This window comes from Lederbergia sp. NSJ-179 (assembly GCF_022867885.1).
Classification (GTDB): Bacteria; Bacillota; Bacilli; order Bacillales; family Bacillaceae_C; genus Lederbergia.
Genome location: NZ_JALIFP010000004.1, coordinates 1 through 23,408, shown reverse-complemented (window position 1 = coordinate 23,408; position 23,408 = coordinate 1). Strand labels below are relative to the sequence as shown.

Here is a 23,408-nt window from a genome sequence, read left to right as displayed (position 1 = left end):
CTACCCGCATTCACTGAAACTTACCTCAGCCGGATTAATCTTGTTTAATGAAATCAACCATTGATTGCACAATAATTTTACGAGGACTGGCCAGTACAAATGGTTGATCTTGATTGGAACGGGCAAAAAAGCTTACTTTTTTCGGAATACCTGGAATTAAATCAAAATAATTATCATTGAAAATCCCCTCTTGATCGACATCAAGCCAAACATTCTTGGCAAGGAAATCTGTATTCAATATAAATTCTGTGCCATTACTTTCCTCTACTTCTTCTATAGTAATTGTTGGTTGAGAAAGGTCAATCTCTTTCATCCGTTTAAAATAATATTCCTTCTGATCGATGATCTGTCCTTCCGACTCGAGTGTTGCACATAAGACGACCTTGTTAGCATCAAGCCCTTTTAATAATTCCTCTGCTTGTAGAGTTGCTTCAGTTTGGGCTGCATTAGCTTTTAAGATTACATCTTTCGTCGTTTTATATAAGCAATTTCCTTTAAAATCAAATAGCTGAATCGTCAGCGTACCTAATACTTCTGAAAGAATATCGGAAATTAGATGAACTTCCACCGTTTTCTCTGCTCCATTGATCATCACAGCGACATCTTGATAGCTTCTTTTTGCGATATATTGCACGGCCTTCCAGCGTCCGTAATAATCCATACTTGCCCATGAAGCAACGGGCCAACAATCATTCATTTGCCAAAACAAGGTGCCCATACAATACGGTTTCTTCATGCGATGCGCTTCAATCGCCATCTTCATCGCTTCCGCTTGCAAAATATGACTCATATATAAAAAGGACGGAAAATCCTGCGGTTCTTTAAAATACATCTCCATATACTCTTTTATGAGGCGATTGCCTGCATCATTTTTTTGATGGTGAAGCATAACATCTGATTCTAATGCCATATCTTTCTCTTCCGCATATGTCTGCACGGTTTTCAATTCTGGAAATGACTGAAAGCCGTACTCACTCATAAACCGGCCAATATACTGTTTATAGTCTTCTAAAGGCTTTAATCCATGCCAAACATCCCAATAATGAATATCACCGCCTGTAGAAGTACTTCTAGAATGCTGGCTTGCGGTTCCCGATAAATCATTCATTGGCGAGGATGGCCAATATGCTGCGCCAGGTGCATATGCTTCTATCACTTCAGGAAGAACACGATGGAAAATGGCTTCATAGTGACTCCAGATTTCCTCGCGAATTTCAGGAGTGTATTGTTGTTTCCAACCCCAGCCTATCTTTTCATCGTAATGGGCCCAAGCTGCATCGATTTCATTATTCCCACACCATAAAGCGATAGAAGGGTGATTTCTCAGACGCTTCACATTCTCCTCTGCCTCTGCTCGAACATTGTCTAGAAAGGCTTCGTCACCAGGGTACATGCTACAAGCAAACATAAAATCCTGCCAAACGAGAATCCCATATTCATCACATAAATGGTAGAAATCTTCATATTCATAGATCCCGCCGCCCCATACTCGAAGCATATTCATATTCGCTTCCGCAGCACTTGCAATCTCATGGCGATACCGTTCATAGGTGACCTCTGTTTCAAAGCTATCATTTGGAATATGGTTAGCACCCTTTGCAAACACAGGCACACCATTAAGTTCTATATAAAAACTTGTTCCTAATGAATCTTTATCCCTCACTAATCGAATCGATCGTAAACCTGTTCTAATGGATTTCTCTGTAACAACTTTTTCTTTCTCTATTAAACTTGCAGTGAATGAATAGAAATTTTGCTCCCCAAGTCCTCGACTCCACCAAAGCTTTGGATGTTCAATCGAAAAATCGACCTCAATCACATTTTTTCCGGCTTGTAATTCTAGACTTTGATCAAGTTGCAAATCCTCAGATGTAAGCTTTAATTTTCCATTCCATTGCTGATCCGATTGAATATCTATGACAGCTGTTAGTACAGCCTTCTCCGCATCCACCTTTTTTTGCTGAATGAAGAGATCTGCAATCCTTAGCTCTGACCAACTCTCAATTCGAACTTCTTTCCAAATACCACTTGTCACAAATCTCGGACCCCAATCCCAACCATAATGATAGGGGGCCTTTCGAGCAAAAACACTAACCTTTTTATCCCCGAGTCCTCCATCTTCTGAATGGTCATTTGATGCCGGTAAATCATACCCTAGTTTTTCCAATTTAACGAGATCTTCCTGGATAGGAGAACGGAAATAAATCTGTAAACGATTGTTTTCCTTTCTGACAAATGACTTAATATTAACTTTCCAAGAACGGAACATATTATTGGCTGATAGAAGATGTTCTTCATTTAAATAGACCTCGGCATATGTATCTAAGCCATCGAAAACAAGCTCAATATTCGATTGACCAAACACCTCTTCTGGTAGATTAAAGCTCGTTTGATATTCCCAATCCTGCTTGTCAATCCATTGCGAGTCCACCTCATTTTTTCCGTAAAAAGGATCGGGGATTTGCTTATTCCTTAATAAATCCGTATGAACACAACCAGGAACTTTCGCTGGTAACCAGTCCTGGCGATCACTCTGCTTAAACTTCCATTTACTTAAAACCAACTTTTTCATTGCCATAAAGATCCCCCATCATTCTTCGTTGTTTGTAAAATTGTGGAAAGGGGTCCATTAAAACTGGACCCCTCCTCTGAGTGTATCTCTTATTTACTCCACAATTCAACTGTATCTTGGATAATTTTTGTAAATTCTTTTTCGGCATCCTCGACCCCTGCTTTATCTAGATCCTTCATAAATGTATCCCATACCTTATCATAGTCATCAGGATCTGCAAGAATAGCCTCGGGGATACGTTTGAACGTGATATCTAACATTCTTTGATTCTTCACTTCAAGAGCAGAACCGCCTGGAATCGGGATATTGTAAGCAGCCCCCCAAGGTTTAACTTCAAACTCATCCATTTGTGGATATAGATCTTTCCATAATTCAACACCATAAGCTTTTAATACTTCTTTTTCTACATCTGTTTGACTTTCGATTTGTTGTTCACGCGTAGCTACTGTATAGGTTTGTCCTGTTGAGTCTAAAACACCATCACCATAGCGTGGTGCGAAACGTTGGAAGTTATAGCCAATTCCTGTTTCCTTGGCAAAGTCTTTATTATTATTACGATACTCCCATACATCTTCCGGAATGACACGTTTTCCATCTACAATCTCATAATGTTCCCCTTCAAGACCCCAGTTCAACATGACTTGTGTTTCTTCTGATACTAGATAATCGAGGAATTTAATCGCACGAACAGGGTCCTCACAATCGACGGTAATACCAATTCCCCAACCGGCTTGGAAACCAGGACTTTGGTAAACATGGGATTTATATTCTTCACTCAATGTGATGGGATACATTCCATACATTCTATCAAATTTACCTGCATCACGTAGAGCATTTTGCGCTTCTCCTACCATATAGTCTGGAGCAATCGTTGCTAATGCTCGACCTGTAGAAAGTTTGGATAAAAATTGTTCATCTTTTTGTACAAAAGATTCTGGATCTAGTAATCCTTCGTCATTCATATGGTTATACCAACGGAACACTTCCTTTTCAATGGGACGACGATAATGTAGTGTTGCTTCATAGGTGTCTGGATCTACATAATATTCACCATCATCCCCAGCACCCGTCATCATAAATCCGCTATTTAGAGTTGCAGCTTGGAACCGCCAACCATCCGTTTGTAGTGTCAGTGGGATTGTTGGTTGTCCATCGATTTCAGGATGTTTTTTGTAATATTCACGAAGCACATTTTCCAAATCTTCGAGTGTTCTCATTTCAGGATAGCCTAATTCTTTTACAACCGCATGTTGAACAAGTGCCCCGTAACCAGGATACATCGCTTGATTATCAACTGCGGCATTTGGAATAATATAAATGGATGGATCATCCTTACTCCATTTTAATCGATTCATATTATCGCCAATCATTTTCTTTAGATTTGGTGCATGCTCTTCAATAAGTTCGGTAAGATCGATTAATGCACCAGCATCGACCAATGTTCCAGCTTCACCCTTCGGTAAAATCATATCAGGATATTCTCCACTAGCTGCCATGAGAGCGATTTTTTGTTGTCCTCCATCAATATCAAATTCAGGCTTCAGTGTTACCCCAGTATCTTCTTTAATCTTTTGGCCAATGGGACTCTCCATTTTTTCCCAATCTGCATTCGCATCGGAATCAAACACAGTTAGGGTAATCGATTTGTCATCATCCCCGGATGAGCTATCTTCTTTTCCTGAAGCTCCTTTCTCAGAATTTGAACATGCTGCCGTAAAAACCATTAAAGCAGCGATAAAAACCAAACTAAAAATCTTTTTGAAAGATCTCATCCCTTTTTCTCCCCTTTAATATATATTGTATAGACAGGTCAGGTCATCCTGTTTTTACCAAAATGATTATTGCTTTACTGCTCCTAAAGTCATACCTTGAATAAAGTATTTTTGTAGAAATGGATAAACTAAAACAATCGGAATAACTGTTACCATTGTAATCGCCATTTTAATCGATTCTGGGGATACCATCTGAGCTTGTTGTGCGGCGTTTGGACGCATCTGATTCGCATCCACGTTCCCACCCATTGTCGTGTTTTCCAGAATCTTCATCAGCTCATACTGTAACGTAGTTAAGTTTTCATTCATACTGTTATACAGGTAATTATCAAACCAGTTATTCCATTGTCCAACCGCAACAAATAAGGCAATTGTGGCAAGCACCGGTTTACAAAGCGGTAAGATAATCTTGTAAAAAATAGTAAAATCATTGGCACCATCCATTTTCGCCGATTCTTGTAGTGAAAACGGCAAACCATCCATAAAGGAGCGGATAATGATAATATTAAAGGCACTAACCAAACCAGGTAAAATATACACCCAAAAAGTATTCATTAAATGTAAATCTCTGATCAGCATATAACCTGGAATTAAGCCACCTGAAAAATACATGGTTAACACGATAACAGTTGAAACAAATCTCCTACCCTGAAAATCAGTTCGGCTTAACGTAAAGGCCACCATTGCTTGAATAAAAACGCCGAAAACAGTACCGATGACCGTTCGTAGAACAGAGTTTGTAAAACCAGTTATTAAGTTATCGTATTTTGCTATTTCCAGATAATTATTGAATGTAAATTCGCGTGGCCATATATAAATACCGCCTCGAACCGTATCCGTTGATTCATTTAAAGAAATCGCCAACACGTTTAAAAAAGGATATAACGTCACGATCATTACAATAATTAGAAAGGTATAATTCAAAATATCGAATAGATAATCTTTATACGTTGATTTATTTAACACTCTTTTCGTTGCCATCCATCCTCCCACCTTACATCACACTCTGATTTGAATAACGCTTAAATATACCGTTTGCAAGGAATAATAGGAAGATACTTACAACTGAATTAAAGATTCCAAGCGCGGTACCGTAAGAAAATTGCCCTAATCCAATCCCATAATTAAGCGCATATAATTCTAATACCTCGGAATAATCCACAACGAGAGAATTCCCTAATAGCATTTGTTTTTCAAATCCAATGCTGACTAAATGCCCAATATTTAAAATCAACACAACCAAAATGGTTGGTCGAATGCCTGGTAGTGTGAGATGCCAAATTTGTCTTAACCTGCCAGCCCCATCTACTTTCGCTGCTTCATAAAGCTGGGAATCAAGACCGGCAATGGCCGCTAAAAAGATAATCGCGTTCCAACCCACTTCTTTCCATAAGTCTGCTGCTGTTACGATCCCCCAAAACCATGACCCATGTGCCATAAATTGAAAGGGCTTATCTATGATGGCAAAATGTAAAAGGAGATCATTCACAACCCCACCATCTGTTGATAACATTTTGGTCACAATTCCAGCTACAACCACCCACGAAACAAAATGGGGTAAATACGTAACCGTTTGCACAGTACGTTTAAATAAGCGATGACGAACTTCATTTAGTAACACGGCAAAAATAATCGGAACAACAAAGCCAATCGTCAAGCTTAGTAAACTCATCGCCAATGTATTCCGTAGCGTTAAATAAAAGCGTTCATCACTAAACAAGGTAATAAAATGCTTTAATCCTACCCATTCTTGGTCAAAAAAAGCTCTTCCCGGCCTGAAATTTTGAAACGCCATCGTCCATCCCCATACAGGGAGATAATTAAATACAAAAACCCATAAAACAAAAGGAAGTGACATCATATACAGCACTTTTTGGGAGAAAAAGGTCTTCCAGAAACTACGTGTTTTTAATTTTTTATTTTTTGCATCCAATAAAGGATGCGGTTTCTTTTTTGCCGCCTCCATTTAGTCCCCCTCCTTTATCGATAAGTTTATTTTAACTTATTGATCTCGGTAAAAATACCTATAAAATTATGACTCATTTCATATAATAATGTCAGAATTTCGCTGGTTTTTTCCAAAAAAGGTAGACCATCCCATTGACAGGGTGATGAGTCTACCTTTTTTTCTCTTGCTTACGTTTTTTACTTTTTCGATATTCAGTTGGTGTCATTCCTACATATTTTTTAAACTTTCCGTGAAAATAGTCGACATTAGAATAGCCGACTCGCTCTGCTACTTGATAGATTTTCAGATCCTGTAATAGCAGTCTTTTCCCGTTTTCAATTCGCACTTTATCGAGATACGTATTAAAATACTCCCCTGTATAATCTTTGAACAATTGACCTAAATAGGCCCGATTATAATTAAGTATTTCTGCCAAACTGTCCAGCTTGATATGTTTATCATAATGGCGTTCAATAAGATTCATCATTTTTTTTACAATGATATCCGAATTTCCATCATCCATTTGCTCGACAACTTCCATGACTAATGAATGAACATATGTTAATAATTGCTTGATCGTGGTCCGTTTTTCAATCTCCATTACTCTAATTAATATACTTGATAACATTTCAGTCTTGTCTTTATATTGATACATAAGCTTATTGAATACGGTAGAAAGGAGATGAATAAAACTCCTTTTTATCTCAGCTTCTCCAACTTCTGAATAGACCAGCTTTTTAGCGATATCGACGCAAATTCTTTCGATTGATTGCTGATCCCCGATGTCAATGGCGTATAGTAGTTTATCGACTTCCTTAGAAGGATTGATCTTCTCTCGTTTCCATTCTTTCTCTTGCTCTAACCGAAAAAAGGGCTTTGAATCACTAGTTAGCAGTTCATTTTCCTCATAGAAAAACCGGTTTTGTAATAGGCTTGAAACAGCTTGGAAAACAGCTGGCAGATTTTCTATATCAGCGGTCGGTTCTGAAAGGGCCGCTATCCAGTCAAAGTTTTCCTTATCCACCCCAGCTTGCAGGCTTTGATGAAGGACCGTTTTATTGGTAAAATCGACATGGAGCAAGATCCCTAGATAAGGGCTAAAGGAAAATACGATCCCCCTTTCTGGAGGAAACATCTTTTTTAATAGAGTTTGAAGCTTATTTATGACTGTGTTACTCTCCTGCCTCGCATCGATTTGCATCAATAAAATTTGGTAATGATCCCAATCTAGTTGATGCATAATAAATGCTTGTATTTCCTCGCTCTGATCCCCCATCAACACAGCATGAATCAATTTGTTTCGATGCTCTCCTTCTATTTTTGTTTGCAGTCGTAAATATTCTTCTTCATGTTCCAATTTCGGCTTTAACTCTGTTAAATATTCCATTAACTCCTCTTCTACAACTGGTTTTAACAAATAACCATCCACACCAAAGGCAATCGCTTTTTTTGCATGATCAAATTCAGCGTACCCACTTAGAATTAAGAAATGTACCTTTTCATCTATTTTCCGAATTTTTTCCATCAGCTCAATACCTGACATACCTGGCATTTTAATATCAACAATCATTAAATGAGGGGGCATTTGATGATGCTTTTCAAGGGCATCCCTGCCATTTACCGCCGTATTCACCAGATCAAACCCAAATTCCTCCCACGGTATAAGTGTAGCCAATCCTTGTCGTATTGCTGGTTCATCATCCACAATCAATACTTTATACATCTATACTCCTCCTATAGGTATTAAAAAGGAAATCTTCGTCCCCATTCCTTGTTCACTGTGAATGATTAGGCCAGAATTTCCCTCGTATGTAAGTAGTAGTCTTTGATGAACATTGCGTAAACCGATCCGAATTCCTTCTTTTTCTTCCCTCTCATCCAACATCGTTTTGATTTCATCCATTTTCTTTTCACTAATCCCCACTCCATTATCGATCACTTCAACAAGGATTCCGGCTGTTGTCCTTTCCGTTTTCACATGAACTTGACCACCGCTCTCGATATTTTCGATACCATGAATAATGGCATTTTCTACCAAAGGCTGGATAATAAGTGGTGGTATCTGTTGCTCCATTGTCCCTGGGTCGACTGCTAATTCATAATGAACCCTTTCTTCATAGCGGAACTTTTGGATTTCGAGATAACATTTCACTATTTCGATTTCATGACTAAGTCTTACTTTACCTGTTCCAACTTCTATACTATTACGCATTAATCTGCCTAGTAATTGAACAATTCTTCCGATGTCCCTCTGTCCATTCAAATTCGCTCTCATTCGAATCGATTCAAGGGCATTAAACAAAAAATGTGGATTAATTTGACTGGCCATCATTTTAAACTTGATTTTATTTTGTTTCCTTTCTAATAATCTTTTTTGTTTATTCGATTCCTCTACTTCATGGAGAAGCTGCTTTGTATTCATAGCCATGATTTGAAGTTGCTTGGACAACTGACCAATCTCATCTTCCCCTTCAATTAAAATTGGAGTATCAAAATTTCCCCTTCCCACTTCATTAATCTGTTCACTTAATTTCAATAAGCGGTTAGATAGGAACTTTGAAAAATAATAAATTAAGCACAAAGCTATGCAAACACTAATCGTTACCACAAGCAATCCCATTTTCCCAAATCGTTTGGCATTTTCTACAATGGCTTGATTAGAAATAATCGAAACCACTCTTAATTGATTCACACTATCTTCAACGGCAATTTCATCCATAAAAATATAGGAATCATCCCCATCTACTAATCCATGATAGGTCCCATCTTTCTTCCCTGTAGTTGAATGTAAATCCATTATTTTTTTTAATTGTGTTGTCGTGTATTCCGGTCGATTCGATGCAATTACATGATTTTGATCATCTATCAAAATCATGGGAGATGACTCCTGAGATAGAATTAAATTGAGAGTATCCGTGTTCACACTTATGACTAGCACACCATACGTATTACTATCCATAAAGTTAATTTTACGAACTAAACTTATATACTTTTGCTGTTGATTTGTCTCGTCTTCCATATACACCCATCTCGCTAATCGCCTCCCATTCGCCGCATTCTTATACCAGCTAGTATTCATCACTTGTGAAGTAGCAGGAATGATTTGCCAGTTATTTAACAAGGTTGGATTGTCCATATAAAATCGAATCGTTTGAATCTCTTGAGAATACGTACTCCGGTAATTATTCAATGTGTTGTACTCTCGGTAGGCAGCAAAAACATCATAAGTGGTTTCAAATTTCGTATTGACAATTTGTTGTAACCGTTGATCAAAAAAGAGATTATTAGATAGGTATAAAGGAACTTTTAACACTTCGATTGTTCTTTTCTTAACTCTCTCTATATTCTCAGTTTCCTGTTTCACAGCATCATCAAGCGCAAATTGTCGTAGCTCATTCGTTAAAAAAGCGCCTACAATCATAACAGGAACAAAAACGACCAAAACAAAAGATAAAAATAATTTATTTTGTAATTTCATGTCAGTCAGCTTTTTCTTAATCGATAATCCATTCATTTTCATTCAAATGTTCATCCCTTACCCAATCGTGAGAGATTTCCCAATCTATTTTGTTCGCAATCCAATGCCCCTTTTTAAATCTTGTATATCCAGTTTAATATACTATCTCCAAAAAAGTAATAACAAAGTTACTTTTATGCTAATTTTTCTTCATAACACTGGAATTTACGCTATAATATAAACATTGATATTATGAATATATAAAGTTATCGATAAACAAAGGCTTTTTTTTGGCAAAAAAAATATATAAGCAAATACTTGTGATTTGCTTGAAGAAGGGTATACCAAACAGGGGAAAGGGATGCAAAATGAAAAATAATGTAACCATGAAGGAAATTGCTGAAAAGATTGGTGTGAGTAGTGTCACGATATCAAAAGCATTAAATGATAAGGAAGGCGTAAGTGATGAACTGAAGGACAGAATTAAAGAAATTGCTAAGGAAATGGGCTATCGTTTTAATACAGCTGCAAGATCGATTAGAGATGGCCTTTCACACAATATTGGTGTGATTATTCCTGAACGTTATACGAATGTCGTACAATCGTTTTATATGTACTTTTACCAATCTATCTCCAAAGCTCTTGAAGACGCAGGCTATTATGGCATTTTACATATTTTATCAACAAAAGATGAAGAAAATCAGACCTTGCCTAGGACTTATATGGAGCAAAAAATTGATGGCTATATCGTTCTTGGCCAAATTCATAAGCCATATATAAAAAGGTTAAAAACGATAGAACTACCGATTGTTTTTATGGATTTTTATGATGAACATTCCGACATTGCTGCCGTCACGACAGACAACTTTTACGGTGCTTATGAAATAACGAACTATCTCTTTCATAATGGCCACCGCGAAATCGCTTTTGTTGGCAATATTTACTCAACAAGTAGTATCCAAGATCGCTTTCTCGGGTATTACAAATCGTTATTAGAGCATGGGATAAAATTAGAGCAAGATTTTATTTTAAGCGACCGAGATGAGCATGGAACCCTTACGGAAATTGAACTTCCAGAAGGCAGGCTCCCAACAGCCTTTGTCTGTAACTGTGATCAAGTTGCTCATCTATTGGTTGGAAAATTAAAAAGTTTGGGTTACCAAATACCAACCGATTTCTCTATTGTTGGCTTTGATAATGATATTTTTGCCACAATCACAGAACCGGGTCTCACAACAGTAGAAGTCAATATCGAAGAAATGGCAAAAACAGCGGTGACCTTCATCCATGAAAAGATAAAAGGAGAGCAAAGAAATTACGGAAGAGTTCAAATTAAAGGCAAAATCGTTTACAGAAATTCCGTACAGCTTCTGAAAAATAAACAAGAAATATGATTCAGCCGATTTCTAAATTTATCATGATACGGATAAAGTCTACCCATAAGCACCTCCTTCACGGGATAAAACGATTTAAGGGCTCAGCGAAGCAAGTGGCTGTTACCCCATTCAAGGATTTAAACAATTCAAGACTCAGCAAAGCAAGTGGTCGTTACCCTATTTAGGGAATTAAACAATTGAGGGCTCAGCAAATGCCCCATTCATTGGCTAAATCAAGAATCAACCATTCACCTAAAGAAAATAAAAGCTGAAAGCGATATAATAAGAGTAAGGAAGTTTTATTGTCCGAAAGGAATGAAAAAGATGGGATATGTCGAAGATTTACGAAAATTAGTGGGGCATAGGCCATTAATACTCACAGGGTCAATTGTGATTATTCTGAATGGACAAAATGAGGTACTTTTACAGCAACGAAAATATCCATTTGGTGTTTGGGGGTTGCCGGGCGGTTTAATGGAATTATCGGAATCAACTGAGGAATGTGCACACAGAGAGGTGTGGGAAGAAACCGGCTTAACGATTGGGGAATTAGAATTGATCGCCGTTTTTTCTGGGGAAAATTATTTCGTAAAGGCGGAGAATGGCGATGAATTTTTTGTTGTCACGATTGTTTATATGACAAAGGATATAAAACAAGGCAAGCCGCATGTGCATGATAATGAATCACTTCAAGTGAGTTTTTTTCCCCTTTCTCATTTACCAGATAAAATGGTAGGCAGTCACCGTAAAGCGATCGAAACCTATCTTACGCAAAGGAAGCCTATCTAAAAGGAAAATGGAACCGGATATCGGTTCCATTTTCACATCTGCATTTGTTCTAACAAATGTTTAAACTCAAGCATCCCTGGTAATACCTCCGCCTCTATAAGACTGGAAGCAAAAGGAATTTTTATTGGAAAAAGCATCTCATAAACCGTTTCTGATACCCAAATTTCAGTTGGAATGGTATGACGATTTTGCAGAAATTTTACAAAGGCAAGCTGACATTGTTCTGCAGAATTCTGTCCGCTTTGCATTTCCTGAAACAGGACCATTCCACTTTCTTGATCAATCGCAACCGTAAGATTGGGAAAATAAGGGCGATCTCCAGCTTTTTCTTGAACAGGCATATTGACTGGAAAGCAATCAAATTCTACCACAGACTTGTCCTTTTTGTATTTAGAAATTCTTTTTACATCCAATTCCGAGATGTAAAGGGGATACTCCTCCTTATTTGTTAAATCCCAATTTAAAATGGCCGAAGTGACATAGTCGGTTTTCCAAATTATATCTCCATTTGTACTTAATTGGGGAGTCCTAGCTATCCATTCTTCTTCGAGTAATCCAGAAGGAATTAGTTTCTTTTCTTTTATATCTTGAAACAAGTAGGGAAATTGTTCGATTGCGAGTAAGAGGAGTCTTGCTTCTTCCCGATCAATCATCCAAGGATAATAGCCTGGAAGATAACTCCGAAATTCTGGCCACTGGTTTTTTCCTCTAAAAGGAATCCCTGCTGCTTTAATTAATTCATAATCCTCTTTTTCTAGCTCATCACGATTGACAAAGGATAATAAAACAGCTCTTTGCTTTTGTGAAAGTTCAAATTCACTTTCTGTTTTTCGATTCATTATTTGAAGTAAGGATTCAAAGCCTTCTTTCCCAATATAAACAGCGAGACCATAAACCTCACTTGCTTTTCCAAGAACACTACAAAATAAGCGCTCTTCTGTAATAGGATCAACGATAATATAAATATCATCACTCTCTAGTATGTTCCATGGAGCTAATTGATTCAATTCCTTTGCAGCCTTTAGAAGACGGGGCCAATCAAAATCCGGCTCCTTTTGTTCAGGGAATTCTGGCTCTAAAAAATGCTCTAACTCTTCATTAATATAACGGGTCAAATCAGCAGTGTTCATTGTTTCTTCTGGAGAAACACCATCCAAATACATCCCACGACTATCTTCTTCTGGTGCTTCCCTCATCGCCTTGACACATAAAGGATACGAAACCCCATTTTCAGGCGCCAAAACCTTTTCTAAGACAATTTCATGATTCCAATCATCACCAAAATCATAGGTATAGACAGCACGGTCCTTCTCCTTCAAAAAGAAGTCTGAAAGCACAGCTTCCTCCTCTTTATATAAAGGTGAAAAAAGATCATACTCATCTACAGTTCCAATTTCAAATGGTTCAATTTTTTTACCCCCAGATCTTGTCATCCTATACGTGTGTAAATGATAATCTTCCCAATCAAATGCCGTCTGTAAAACTCGATGAAAATCAGAAAAGGTCATATCCGCATCAACCTGTAATCTCCTCCAAATGGGAGGACGAAATCCAATCAATTGTACTTTAAATTGATAAATCAAGTTGTCACCTCATCGTGCTTTTCCTTTAGTGTAAATCATTCTAGGATAAAATTCTAGGGGAGTCATGCATGAAACTAAAACGAATCAACAAATCCCGTACCGAATCCAAAACCAGAGGTCCCATGGAAAAAGTTGCCCAACATGAAATAAATTTTCAAACTTTATAAATCAGCGGTGGTTAAAATAACCGTTTCCCCTGCAATCGCTCTCCCTTCACCAATTGGCTGATACGGTGGTCCATCTTCACTCGCTTTCGTGATAATAATCGGGGTAACGCTACTTTTCGCATGGGTGCCAATATAATCCCAATCCACCTCCATAAGAGGTTGTCCCACCACTACATTTTCCTCATTTTCCACGAGAATTGTAAATCCTTTTCCTTCTAAGGAAACAGTCTCCAAGCCAACATGGATCAGAATTTCTGCCCCGTCTTTCGCTTTCACACCAATCGCATGCTTCGTTTTTGCAATTAGAATGATTTTTCCATCAACAGGTGAGACAATTTTTCCATCTGATGGTTGTATGGCAATCCCGTCCCCCATCATTTTTTCGCTAAAAACAGGATCAGGAACTTGCGCTAAAGGAACCACCTCACCTGCAACGGGAGCTATGATTTCCCTGTTTTCTTTAGAACCTTTCTTGAATAGATTCTTGAACATGTGCCCGCTCTCCTTCTTTACCAATTGCTTTATTGTTCCTATACCGCAATTTTCAATCCATCCAAATAATATGCTACTTAAAAAGGAATTTTAATCTAATGGAATTCAAAGAAAACAAGGGTGGAGATAGGAGAATTAAGAAGGTCCCAACTTCATTAAGGAGCGCGTTCAAAAAGGAGGATAAAAGGACCCGTCGGCTAAAGGCGCTGACGTCCTGTCAGCAACGCCGACACTAGCACGTCCTGTGCGTCGAAAGTTCGAGGCGGCGTAGCCTTTGAGCAGCGGAACGTATGTAGTTAATGAGCAGCGGAAAAGCAAGCCAACGAAGAAATTCGCTTATGTCTTTTTACCGGACTTTTTGAACATCCTCTTAAAACCAAGTAAATTTATGCAGCAACCAAGTATACCAGTTGCTGTCAACTATTTAGGGACTGTGATAATGGAACCGCTACTATGGATCTTTATGAAATGATTATAGAACTTGCTCCGTTCCTTTTCTGAGATTGCGAAAATTTTCAACCTTGTCATTTTCTTCACAAGATTGCGAAGCTTTCAACCTTTATGAATGTCCTATGGCTTCATATGACGTTTATCAGAATAGTAATTCTACATTAACTTTGTTGAGGTCAAAATGGTTTGTACCTAATTTGTTTTCAAAATGGATTTCCATAAGTCCTCATGAAGCAAGCTAAGGTCCAAGTCTATATGACAGTTAATTTCTTTATTATTTTTTAAAAAACGAATAAAAAACTTAATATCTTTCATAACCTCGTTAAAGGAGAGCGTTTGAAATTGATCCAATGCATGATATTGTAAGTAATTGATTAGTATTTCCTTACGCATAAAGGATAAATATAAAAGATCTGTATGTTCATATATATAATGAAAGAGTCTATCCAATGATTGTTGTTTTGTCTGGGCGATTGCTAAATCTCCAACTTGAAATTGTGATAATAAGACATCATACCTTGAAAGCTCTCTTAGCGACAATTCTTACACCCCACTCTATTCATGTAATAATCAAACAATCATCATAGTGACGACCATTACCTCGTTTCAAACGTAAAATTGTATACTTTTTCACATAAAAAATGTGACATATTTTCAAAAGCATATTTTTATACATATTTTTCCAATAACGAACAATATATATCATACGATAGGGAAAATGATTTTTCAACCGTATTTAGATCCTTTTCATCAAATCAGTTAAATTCGCTCCTGATTAAACCGGTCCGCAAATAAGTTTTTAAAATGGGTTTTTGTTCATTAAAAAAAGACATAAACATAGAAACCGAGAAAAAGAAGGACTTCTTCCCCAGGTGTTCTATCGTTATGCCTAAAAGAGCTGCTACTATAAGAGACTTTAGCGTGTGAGATCAATATGGCTGCCTAAATGAGGCTGGGCCGCATGCTGAATCGCAGAAATATGAGCAGATTCCAGTAATGTCTTTATTGCCTCCCCTTGTTCCCCAGTCATTTCCATCACTTTCTTTGTGACTAGAATGGAGGCCTGTTGCTGAAGCTGTACCTGATTCAGTGCCATTGAGAGCCCTGCGATATCCAAGATCATTCCTCCCCGTTCTTCTTAACGAAAATATGGTTCAATTAACTATATCGACATAGAGGAAGATTTGTTTAGGTATGGAAGTTGTGTCATTCTAAAACCATTTTTTAAAATGGTTTTAGAATCATTAAGGCGATGATTATTAGAAAAAGGAAATTTTCTACATTCTCATATATACCAAGTCTTTTCGATAATCGTGTATATTCTTTTGGAATTTCTTCTCCCTGATGATGGTTCACCGTTTCTTTTACCGGAATGGATAAAGGCTTTAAGACGAACGGCCCCATCGCTAGCGCCACAAAAAATAAGAATAAGCTTACTAGATACCAGCCCATTCGAAAAAGATACGGATGAATCATTCCCATTAATAAGCCAGTAATCAGAAGTAATGTCCCGCCAATCATCACTAAAATATGTAGGTGATGCTTAATTTTATACGCATGACGCAGTTCTGTCATGGTTTGGGCGGATTTTGGTATCATACTCAATACAAAGCCAGGGCCCATGCCAAGAATGGCAGAAAAGATGTGAATAAACACAAGTATTGTATAAAAAGTATTCAATTATATACCCCATTTCCCCTAAATAATAGGATTCCCTTTTCAGACTTGGGAATCCTTTTCTTCTTCACTATTCACCATAATCGCAGCAACCTGCGCCAAACGCAGGAAGAAAAACTCCCCTGCTGGATCGTCGCTCAATCCCACCTCATCAAAGGCCTCTTATATATATTTCAACCAATTCCCTGCACGAATCGGTGTCATTTCAAGGGAAGACGTCATCGCATGAAGGTTGTCCATATACTTAGCTATATAAGGGAGGACCCTCAAGAAACTGCATGAGTAAATATCCTCCATATCTCCTTGAAAGAGCGGACTAATAATTAGATTAGAATAAACCTTCGGATAAAAGGAATGAACCAATCTTCCAACCATCCCCGCACCAATTTGACTATATAATATCTATAAACGGGGTTCTGTCACTTTTATCCCTCTTCGTACACTTATATTTTATCATATCCTAACAATGGATGAATGAATGTGATTTAGATCACATTATAAGAAATGGGTCATGCCCAATCTATCTTTATTGCTCTAACTGCCCATTGTTCTAACGGGATTTTCGGTTCATCAAAAACCAATCCCGTATACTCTTGACCGTTTCTTTCTCCAGTCATTTGTTTCGCAAGTTCCATTCCCTCATCCCAAGTAATCTCACCAGTAGGATACTCCACTCCAAACAAATCAAAAATATCCTTATTATAAAATAAAGCTTTAAATCCTACACCATCTGGCAGCCCTATCAATCTTCCTTCTGGATCATAAGAATGAGCAAACGAAACTAAATTAAGATCCTCCAGGTTAAAATCACTTTTCGCAATCAGATCATCAAGTGGATAGATCAAATACTTTTTATATCATTCATAAATTCTTTTAATTGCTGAATCCATTCCACTTTAACCTTATTCCAATCTACTTGATCTTGAACATATTCATTTTGTTTCTCTCTCAAAAAGTCAGATAATCAGACATAAATTTCACCTCATTTTTATCATTTACACCTCAAATAAAATGACCGTCTAAGCGAGTTTCAATATTTTACCAAATAAGCTATAATACAAATGGTCATTTATTCATCGTCTACTCACTCCCCTTATTCCACTCAGGCAGCGCTGCTGACAGAACTAAAAAAATAGATTTAGATCTTCTATTACACCAAACGTGTATTCTAGTAACAAATTCATTAAGTTTGAATTTAATTTACATTCCCGAAATGAACTCTGTACAATAGTCGAATCATCACTTGAAGTTATGAATCAATTTACGGGAATAAAAAATGATTATTGGGTTAATGGGTTAAAGACTACAAATAATAGTGGTCCTTTTTTTTGAAAATACTACTTGGCTGGAAATAATAGTAAATATACTACATTTAGTGAAGAGGAGGTGATTATCCGGAAAGGAAAACCCTTACAAATAGAACTTGTAAAGAACTCCGTAAAGCATTAAAAGTCAAAATAGCGCAAATTAGGTATATCGCTTAAAGATTGATCGTCTCTTTGAAAGATAAGGCAAAATGAGAAGGAAGTCGTATCCCCGACAAGAGACTCGACTCCCTAGAAAACACACCCTCCGAAGAGGTTGCTCCTTTATTATACAAGGGATGTCCTCCTATCGGCAAGGGTAAAAAACGAGGAGGATGATTATGATTAAGAAATCTGTTGTACAAAAAGCTTTTACCAAAATTATCGAGGAACGTGTTTTTCAAGTTGCTTGGAAGAAAGCTAAAGAAGATCCAGAGTACGATTCGGCTGTTTTGAAAAGGAAAGAGATTTCTGCACAATTAAGCGAAGCCCTAACTACCGATACACAAAGAGAACTTCTTGATGAATTGGAAATGGCTTGGGACTTTGCAGAGGGTTTGATGGCAGAATATGCTTACCAACAAGGTTTAGCGGATAGCCAAATGATCCATAAGGAATTAAGCAAATTTGGCATTTCCGTTACCAAGGAGAGTGTAGAGCAATAGCTATCATGACTAGTTAAGGAGTGTTTCTATCAAAGTAAATTCCTAATTAACTAGAGACTATGGTTGGTGCATATAAACCAATCCCGAAACATACCTCGCTTTCAGCGGGCAGCTGGTGAGCCTCCTCAGTCCTACAGGATGTAGGTCACAAAGGCGTTGCGACGTACAAGGACGTACTAGTGCAGGCGAAGCAACAGAACGTTGCGCTGTGAGCCTGCCGCCAGGACGGCGCGTACTTAGCCCTTGATCCTCATTCGCACTGCGGGGTCTCGCCGATGCCTTTCACCCCACATGCGTCTACGTATATTTCCTCCGTTAAGGCACTGTATTGTTCACCTTTAGAATCGAACGTTTTTTTTCCAGCCTAAGGTGCAAAAATATCCTCTCCTTCAAAATGGCAATGAGAATATCAGAATGATTGGGCATTTTGTATCCAATCGTCCAACCTCCATACTCCTCTTCACTTTTTCCATTTAAATAACTTAGATCCAAATGGTACGTTACTAATAAAGCAAAGTCGGTTGTTTCATAATAATTCTCAATTTCGGTAATCAAACTTATTATATTTAGCTGGTTAAATACAAGCCCCTTGATTGCAACAACGAGTCCCAAATGGAGAAAATAAAAAGGAGATAGGATTTAAACCAGCTTCCGGAGCCTTTCAATCTCTCGTCGATCTAACTGGGTAACCTCAACGATTAAATCAAGAGGAAGGTCTTTTTTTAGCATTTGTAATGCAACTTCTTGTTTCCCTTCCACTTTTCCTTCCTGTCTACCAATTATCTTCCCTCTTTCTTCATACGAAATAGGCAATTCCATAATTTTTTCGGCATCTGGTAATTTTTGGATTTCCTCCATTAGCTTTTCCTCCTCTTCAACATCTAATTTTAGATACGTTTCAAAAAAGCCGTATACTAGTCGTTGTTTGGCCGGATCCAGTTTCATTTTTGTCATCATTTTCAAAAATTCAAATTTCACTTGTATTCTCTCATTGTCTGTATAGCCCATTTTGCTGATTAATGCAGCCGCTACCGGGTTATTTGAATGAACAAATTTGCGCCAGTTTTGCTTCCGTAAATGCAACGTGAGATAGTTAAACGTCAATACATGAAAAAAGGGAAAGGCCATGGTGTATTTTTTCTTTTCCCAGTTTTCTGGGTAAGTCAAAACGGCGATGGGGATAATAGGCTTCCGATACTTGTTGTAGAGTAAACTGAAATATTGATACATTCGTTCATGAAAATACGTTTGAGCAGAACTTTGTGGCTCAACGTGGACAATGATCACTACATCCGTTCCCTTCAACTTCGTTTCGACAACGATATCAAGACGCCGTGTCCTTCCTTCAATCAAATCGGTGTACACCTCTTCCGATAACGGGCGAATGGCATGAAAATCAATATTTTCATGCACCTCTGGAAAAAACACTTCTAAAAAATCTTTAAAAAATGTGTGAATCAGTTGTTTGAACAGTTGGTCATGTTTTGTATAAGGGGAGGGTTTTTCTTTTACAATGGAGAGGACAGTCATGGTACCACAACCTTTATTATGTAGTGGTGTCATTTCAATGGTGAGGGTCTAAGTATAGAGTAGCATATTTGCACAATAAGAACAAGTGTTTTTTAAAACAATAGCGAAAGGAATTTTTTATTTCAGAAAAAAATCATCCCAAGATTTTCAATTACCCGGGATGATTTTTTCATGCTTAATTTATTTTTACTTTTTCATTCACCATCAACCATCACGGTTGTCCTTGTACCATTCGTTTTCAGCTCAAAAGATAATCGCATGAGTAATTTCCTCTGGGCGTCCTAGTCGATTAATAGGATCTTTCTCTAATAACCCATAATAGAAATCACCAAGCGACCGCTCCTGATTCGACAAATCCAGGTGGCTACTGCATTGAACGCGGACATTTCTATCAGCATGAGGTACAGATTTGGAAAAAGCAATGGCTCAAAATACGCCATTGCTTTCACTTACATTTATTTTCTAATCGGAACCTTTTGCCTCTTTAATCATCGTTTCAGCTTCTTCTTGAGCCTCTCGAATCGCGGAATTTATATCAATACCTTCGTAAATAATTCTATTTGCAGTTTTACCAAATAACCATCTACCTGTAACTTGATGCTCAGAAGCTCTGCCGTCAGGAACATTTAATGGATGCCGCGTAAATGCTTCCATATTCTTGTCTTTAAGAATTTCCATATTATAATCAAGTGGGTCGCTATCCTTAATCCATTCGTCTGAAATTAAATATTCAATCACTTTAAATGCCTCATCAGGATATTCGGAATATGGTGAAATCGCATAGAAAGTACCGTCAGTATATGGTTGATTTGGATGATCTTTATCTAAAAGGGGCCAACTGACAAAGTCAAAGTCCATATCACTTTCCTCAGCCGACTCTGCTAACCCTTTAGCAATATAACGTGCATGAAGGGCCATCGCAACATTTCGCTCATTATAAATGCCGTAGCTCCACGGATCAAAGAAATCTTCTTTTCCATTATCTGGGATATTCCCAGAAATAGACGCAACTTCTTCTATTAAAGAGAGTACTCTTTTTACATCCTCACGGTTTTCAAAATGTACTTCATCATCTGCATCTACAAGCCAATCATCAAGCATCCCTACCATTTGCGGATCTAACGCTATGTCTAATCCGCGGTACTGTACTCCATCTCGCTCACCTGTTACTTTACGTGCAAGATCAATGACTTCTTCCCATGTCATATCGTCTGTCGGATAGGGTACACCGAACTTATCGAACACTTCTTTATTGTATGCCAATCCGTGGTATGTTAACTGACCAGGTAAGGAATAAATTCCATTATCATCAGGTTTATGGGCATGCATCGCTTTTATGCGATATTCTGGCCAATCACTCATATCTAGTTCGTGCTTTTCAATGAACGGTGTTAAATCAAACAGCATGTCATATCCTTTTAAAACACTTAAACTGTAGTCTGTTAAGACCATAATATCTGGAAGTTTCTTTTTCGAAATTTCCTCTTCAATTGTTTCCTTATACGCGTTGACTACTTGGATATTTTCCCATTCAAATGTAATATGTGGGAACACTTCTTTTAAACGTTTTTCAACTGCTTCAGGCTCACCTGGATACCAGAAACGCATCGTGATTTCTTCTTTTGTTTCATCTTCTGCGTTATTTCCACCATTTGAAGAAATATACTCACTCGCATTCTCTGTGTTATTCGTGCTTCCTTTTTCTGACGAATCCGAACATGCAACTAATAGCATCATACTTAATAAAAGACCTAGAATAAGCAGTAAGCGCTTTCTAATCAACTGTTATTCTCCCCCTTTTAGTTTTTTTGCCGACCTTTTGTATGTTCAGCGTTGTTAATATTATATTATAATATTCTGAAGGTTTCTTATCTGTAAAGGAGAGAATACAGCAAGCATTTGTCTCTAAAGGAAGTGATTTAATATGTATTTATTAGATAGGTATCAGTTATTATGATGTGCCGCGATTCTTTCACGTCTGAACCGAGATGGTGGTACTCCCGTTTTTTCACTGAAGTATCGACTAAAATGGGCACTATTTTTAAACCCAACTTCTAGTGCAATATCAGATATTTGTTTATTTGGTTTTATTTCAAGCAAAATTTTTGCATGATCAATTCGGCAACGCATGACATATTCCATAACAGTCATTCCTAGAATATCTCTAAATAGCTGGGTAATATGCCGTTTAGATATATGGAACTCTTTGGACATTTGATCCAATGTTAACTGTTTCATATGATTTTTCATAATCCAGTCTAACATTTTTTCCATTAATGTATCCTTTTCACTTTTGTTAGATATAATTTCAGCAAGCGGGGATTGAGCTAAATGATTGATCTCAAATAAAAGATCGATAATAATATTTTTCACTTGCCCTTCAACAAGTGAATAATTGATTTGATTGTTATCTCTACGGCTTATCAAATGATTTAGCCTTGCAATACAATCCTTAAAATATACTAAATCTGTTTGGTCTTTCATTCGAATAATCGAATTATTCAACGCTAAAAATACATCAAATAATTCGATCAATTTCATAGATTTTAATATCAAGGCAATAAATTCTGGTAAAAATTCTACCGTTGTTCGTACATAAGGATGTGGTGGCATCGTACATGTATGATGAGGCGTTAATCCATTTAGCAATACAATATCGCCAGGTTGTAAGTCGAAAATACGATGTTGAATAATAATTTTCGCTTTTCCTTCATGAAAATAAAAAATTTCAAATTCACGATGGGAATGATAATCCATGGAATGATGCTTATCTTTCTTATAATCAAAACGGAACCAGCGATGTTTCAATCTACTAACCCCCTTTTCTTTGTTGAAAACTTCCATTAGGGGTACTGTCAGGAAAATGCGGATTTACAACGTTAAGCGCATTTTCGGGACGATTCCCCCATTTTTAACAACGTTAAGAAAGTTTCAATGGTCTTAAAGAATCTAACGAGACTATTTTCTCTGAATTAAAATGGTATTCTCCTAGCAAATTAATATGTTCCCAACCTAGAGGCGACATATGGTGTAACAAATCTTCATTAAAACTAACAGACTGTTTTTGATATTCAACTGCTTTTGTTAGATGTAAGGTATTCCAGATACTGATGGCATTGATGATTATATTTAAAGCACTGGCCCTTTGTAATTGATGCTGTATGGTTCTTTCCCTAAGCTCACCTTGTTTTCCAAAGAAAATAGCTCTTGCTAATCCATTCATGGCTTCTCCTTTATTCAATCCTCTTTGTATTTTTCTTCTTAATGATTCATCCGAAATGTAATTCAAAATAATGCTCCAAGTCATTTGTTAAACGAAATTAAAGAAAAGATGGATACGAACTCAATCTTATTTAAAAAACTTGGGTCTTCGGATTTTGTGGTGGAATGGACAAGAGTCCCTAGACAGAAACCAAATAAATACTCATTATTTTGATTATTTATGTCGTTTTTCAGAGAGATTCTTATTCAACATGCGATCCCCGTTTGTTCAATAAGAAAAAACGTCTCTCACTTGCATCTCATTCTCACGTTGCGAAATTCATATCAGCTTTATTCACCTTTAGAGATCAGACTAACGGCCCTGGCGATGGCCTCTCTCGTCTCTCTTGGAATTTTCACGGCAA

Annotated in this window: 20 protein-coding genes and 1 pseudogene; 4 read left to right on the top strand and 17 right to left on the bottom strand. The window is 37.4% G+C overall.

Going from position 1 to position 23,408, the window contains the following annotated elements; all coding sequences use genetic code 11:
* Positions 1-34: 34 nt before the first annotated feature.
* From MUB24_RS04410 to MUB24_RS04385, 6 genes are all read right to left on the bottom strand, one after another.
* The gene (locus MUB24_RS04410) at positions 35-2,578 is read right to left on the bottom strand and encodes a beta-mannosidase (protein WP_244701776.1); all 2,544 of its coding nucleotides are present in this window, start codon (positions 2,576-2,578) and stop codon (positions 35-37) included.
* An 83-nt stretch (positions 2,579-2,661) separates the two neighbouring features.
* Entirely contained in the window at positions 2,662-4,344 is a 1,683-nt protein-coding gene (locus MUB24_RS04405; RefSeq protein ID WP_244701774.1) for an ABC transporter substrate-binding protein, read from the bottom strand.
* Between the two features lie 66 nt (positions 4,345-4,410).
* Entirely contained in the window at positions 4,411-5,325 is a 915-nt protein-coding gene (locus tag MUB24_RS04400; RefSeq protein ID WP_244701772.1) for a carbohydrate ABC transporter permease, read from the bottom strand.
* 13 nt (positions 5,326-5,338) lie between these two features.
* Positions 5,339-6,310, bottom strand: coding sequence for an ABC transporter permease (locus MUB24_RS04395; protein WP_244701770.1), 972 nt, complete (start codon positions 6,308-6,310; stop codon positions 5,339-5,341).
* Between the two features lie 151 nt (positions 6,311-6,461).
* Positions 6,462-8,015, bottom strand: a complete 1,554-nt coding sequence (locus tag MUB24_RS04390) for a response regulator transcription factor (RefSeq protein WP_244701768.1) — start codon at positions 8,013-8,015, stop codon at positions 6,462-6,464.
* Positions 8,016-9,812 (bottom strand): sensor histidine kinase, encoded by a 1,797-nt coding sequence (locus MUB24_RS04385; protein ID WP_244701766.1) that lies wholly within the window; start codon positions 9,810-9,812, stop codon positions 8,016-8,018.
* 305 nt (positions 9,813-10,117) lie between these two features.
* On the opposite strand from MUB24_RS04385, the gene MUB24_RS04380 reads away from it, so the two are divergent.
* The gene (locus tag MUB24_RS04380) at positions 10,118-11,143 is read left to right on the top strand and encodes a substrate-binding domain-containing protein (RefSeq protein ID WP_244701764.1); all 1,026 of its coding nucleotides are present in this window, start codon (positions 10,118-10,120) and stop codon (positions 11,141-11,143) included.
* Positions 11,144-11,449: 306 nt separating this feature from the next.
* Positions 11,450-11,914 (top strand): NUDIX hydrolase, encoded by a 465-nt coding sequence (locus MUB24_RS04375; RefSeq protein WP_244701761.1) that lies wholly within the window; start codon positions 11,450-11,452, stop codon positions 11,912-11,914.
* 32 nt (positions 11,915-11,946) lie between these two features.
* Here MUB24_RS04375 and MUB24_RS04370 read toward each other — a convergent pair whose 3' ends face one another.
* On the bottom strand, positions 11,947-13,497 hold the full coding sequence (locus tag MUB24_RS04370; protein ID WP_244701759.1) for a plasmid pRiA4b ORF-3 family protein: 1,551 nt from the start codon (positions 13,495-13,497) through the stop codon (positions 11,947-11,949).
* A 161-nt stretch (positions 13,498-13,658) separates the two neighbouring features.
* Positions 13,659-14,156 carry a PTS sugar transporter subunit IIA gene (locus MUB24_RS04365; protein ID WP_244701757.1) on the bottom strand — a complete coding sequence of 166 codons (498 nt, stop codon included), beginning with the start codon at positions 14,154-14,156 and terminating at the stop codon, positions 13,659-13,661.
* A 274-nt stretch (positions 14,157-14,430) separates the two neighbouring features.
* Here MUB24_RS04365 and MUB24_RS04360 point away from each other — a divergent pair, with 274 nt between their 5' ends.
* A complete protein-coding gene (locus MUB24_RS04360) occupies positions 14,431-14,628 on the top strand; it encodes a hypothetical protein (protein ID WP_244701755.1) in 198 nt (65 codons plus the stop codon).
* 170 nt (positions 14,629-14,798) lie between these two features.
* Here MUB24_RS04360 and MUB24_RS04355 read toward each other — a convergent pair whose 3' ends face one another.
* The 4 genes from MUB24_RS04355 to MUB24_RS04340 form a co-directional block, all read right to left on the bottom strand.
* Positions 14,799-15,146, bottom strand: coding sequence for a hypothetical protein (locus MUB24_RS04355; protein ID WP_244701753.1), 348 nt, complete (start codon positions 15,144-15,146; stop codon positions 14,799-14,801).
* 376 nt (positions 15,147-15,522) lie between these two features.
* Complete coding sequence (locus MUB24_RS04350; RefSeq protein WP_244701751.1) at positions 15,523-15,723, bottom strand: YjfB family protein; 201 nt, start codon at positions 15,721-15,723, stop codon at positions 15,523-15,525.
* Positions 15,724-15,830: 107 nt separating this feature from the next.
* Positions 15,831-16,286, bottom strand: coding sequence for a DUF2269 family protein (locus tag MUB24_RS04345; RefSeq protein ID WP_244701749.1), 456 nt, complete (start codon positions 16,284-16,286; stop codon positions 15,831-15,833).
* Between the two features lie 506 nt (positions 16,287-16,792).
* Positions 16,793-17,128, bottom strand: a complete 336-nt coding sequence (locus tag MUB24_RS04340) for a type 2 periplasmic-binding domain-containing protein (RefSeq protein ID WP_244701746.1) — start codon at positions 17,126-17,128, stop codon at positions 16,793-16,795.
* 800 nt (positions 17,129-17,928) lie between these two features.
* Between MUB24_RS04340 and MUB24_RS04335 the strand changes: the two genes are divergently transcribed.
* Positions 17,929-18,252 (top strand): hypothetical protein, encoded by a 324-nt coding sequence (locus MUB24_RS04335; RefSeq protein ID WP_244701743.1) that lies wholly within the window; start codon positions 17,929-17,931, stop codon positions 18,250-18,252.
* A 315-nt stretch (positions 18,253-18,567) separates the two neighbouring features.
* On the opposite strand, the gene MUB24_RS04330 is transcribed toward MUB24_RS04335, so the two are convergent.
* From MUB24_RS04330 to MUB24_RS04310, 5 genes and pseudogenes are all read right to left on the bottom strand, one after another.
* On the bottom strand, positions 18,568-18,807 hold the full coding sequence (locus MUB24_RS04330) for a hypothetical protein (protein ID WP_244701740.1): 240 nt from the start codon (positions 18,805-18,807) through the stop codon (positions 18,568-18,570).
* An 84-nt stretch (positions 18,808-18,891) separates the two neighbouring features.
* A complete protein-coding gene (locus MUB24_RS04325) occupies positions 18,892-19,782 on the bottom strand; it encodes an RpnC/YadD family protein (protein WP_244701737.1) in 891 nt (296 codons plus the stop codon).
* 462 nt (positions 19,783-20,244) lie between these two features.
* Positions 20,245-21,564 carry an ABC transporter substrate-binding protein gene (locus MUB24_RS04320; protein ID WP_244701734.1) on the bottom strand — a complete coding sequence of 440 codons (1,320 nt, stop codon included), beginning with the start codon at positions 21,562-21,564 and terminating at the stop codon, positions 20,245-20,247.
* A gap of 162 nt (positions 21,565-21,726) precedes the next feature.
* Positions 21,727-22,590, bottom strand: coding sequence for a helix-turn-helix transcriptional regulator (locus tag MUB24_RS04315; protein ID WP_244701730.1), 864 nt, complete (start codon positions 22,588-22,590; stop codon positions 21,727-21,729).
* Between the two features lie 112 nt (positions 22,591-22,702).
* Positions 22,703-23,074, bottom strand: a pseudogene (locus MUB24_RS04310) (Tn3 family transposase); the annotation flags it as partial.
* Positions 23,075-23,408 lie beyond the last annotated feature (334 nt).

Excerpts from the sequence above, each read along its gene's own strand:
- MUB24_RS04410 (WP_244701776.1), bottom strand. The coding sequence starts at position 2,578 with ATGGCAATGAAAAAGTTGGTTTTAAGTAAATGGAAGTTTAAGCAGAGT.
- MUB24_RS04405 (WP_244701774.1), bottom strand. The coding sequence starts at position 4,344 with ATGAGATCTTTCAAAAAGATTTTTAGTTTGGTTTTTATCGCTGCTTTA.
- MUB24_RS04400 (WP_244701772.1), bottom strand. The coding sequence starts at position 5,325 with ATGGCAACGAAAAGAGTGTTAAATAAATCAACGTATAAAGATTATCTA.
- MUB24_RS04395 (WP_244701770.1), bottom strand. The coding sequence starts at position 6,310 with ATGGAGGCGGCAAAAAAGAAACCGCATCCTTTATTGGATGCAAAAAAT.
- MUB24_RS04390 (WP_244701768.1), bottom strand. The coding sequence starts at position 8,015 with ATGTATAAAGTATTGATTGTGGATGATGAACCAGCAATACGACAAGGA.
- MUB24_RS04385 (WP_244701766.1), bottom strand. The coding sequence starts at position 9,812 with ATGAAAATGAATGGATTATCGATTAAGAAAAAGCTGACTGACATGAAA.
- MUB24_RS04380 (WP_244701764.1), top strand. The coding sequence starts at position 10,118 with ATGAAAAATAATGTAACCATGAAGGAAATTGCTGAAAAGATTGGTGTG.
- MUB24_RS04375 (WP_244701761.1), top strand. The coding sequence starts at position 11,450 with ATGGGATATGTCGAAGATTTACGAAAATTAGTGGGGCATAGGCCATTA.
- MUB24_RS04365 (WP_244701757.1), bottom strand. The coding sequence starts at position 14,156 with ATGTTCAAGAATCTATTCAAGAAAGGTTCTAAAGAAAACAGGGAAATC.
- MUB24_RS04335 (WP_244701743.1), top strand. The coding sequence starts at position 17,929 with ATGATTAAGAAATCTGTTGTACAAAAAGCTTTTACCAAAATTATCGAG.
- MUB24_RS04325 (WP_244701737.1), bottom strand. The coding sequence starts at position 19,782 with ATGACTGTCCTCTCCATTGTAAAAGAAAAACCCTCCCCTTATACAAAA.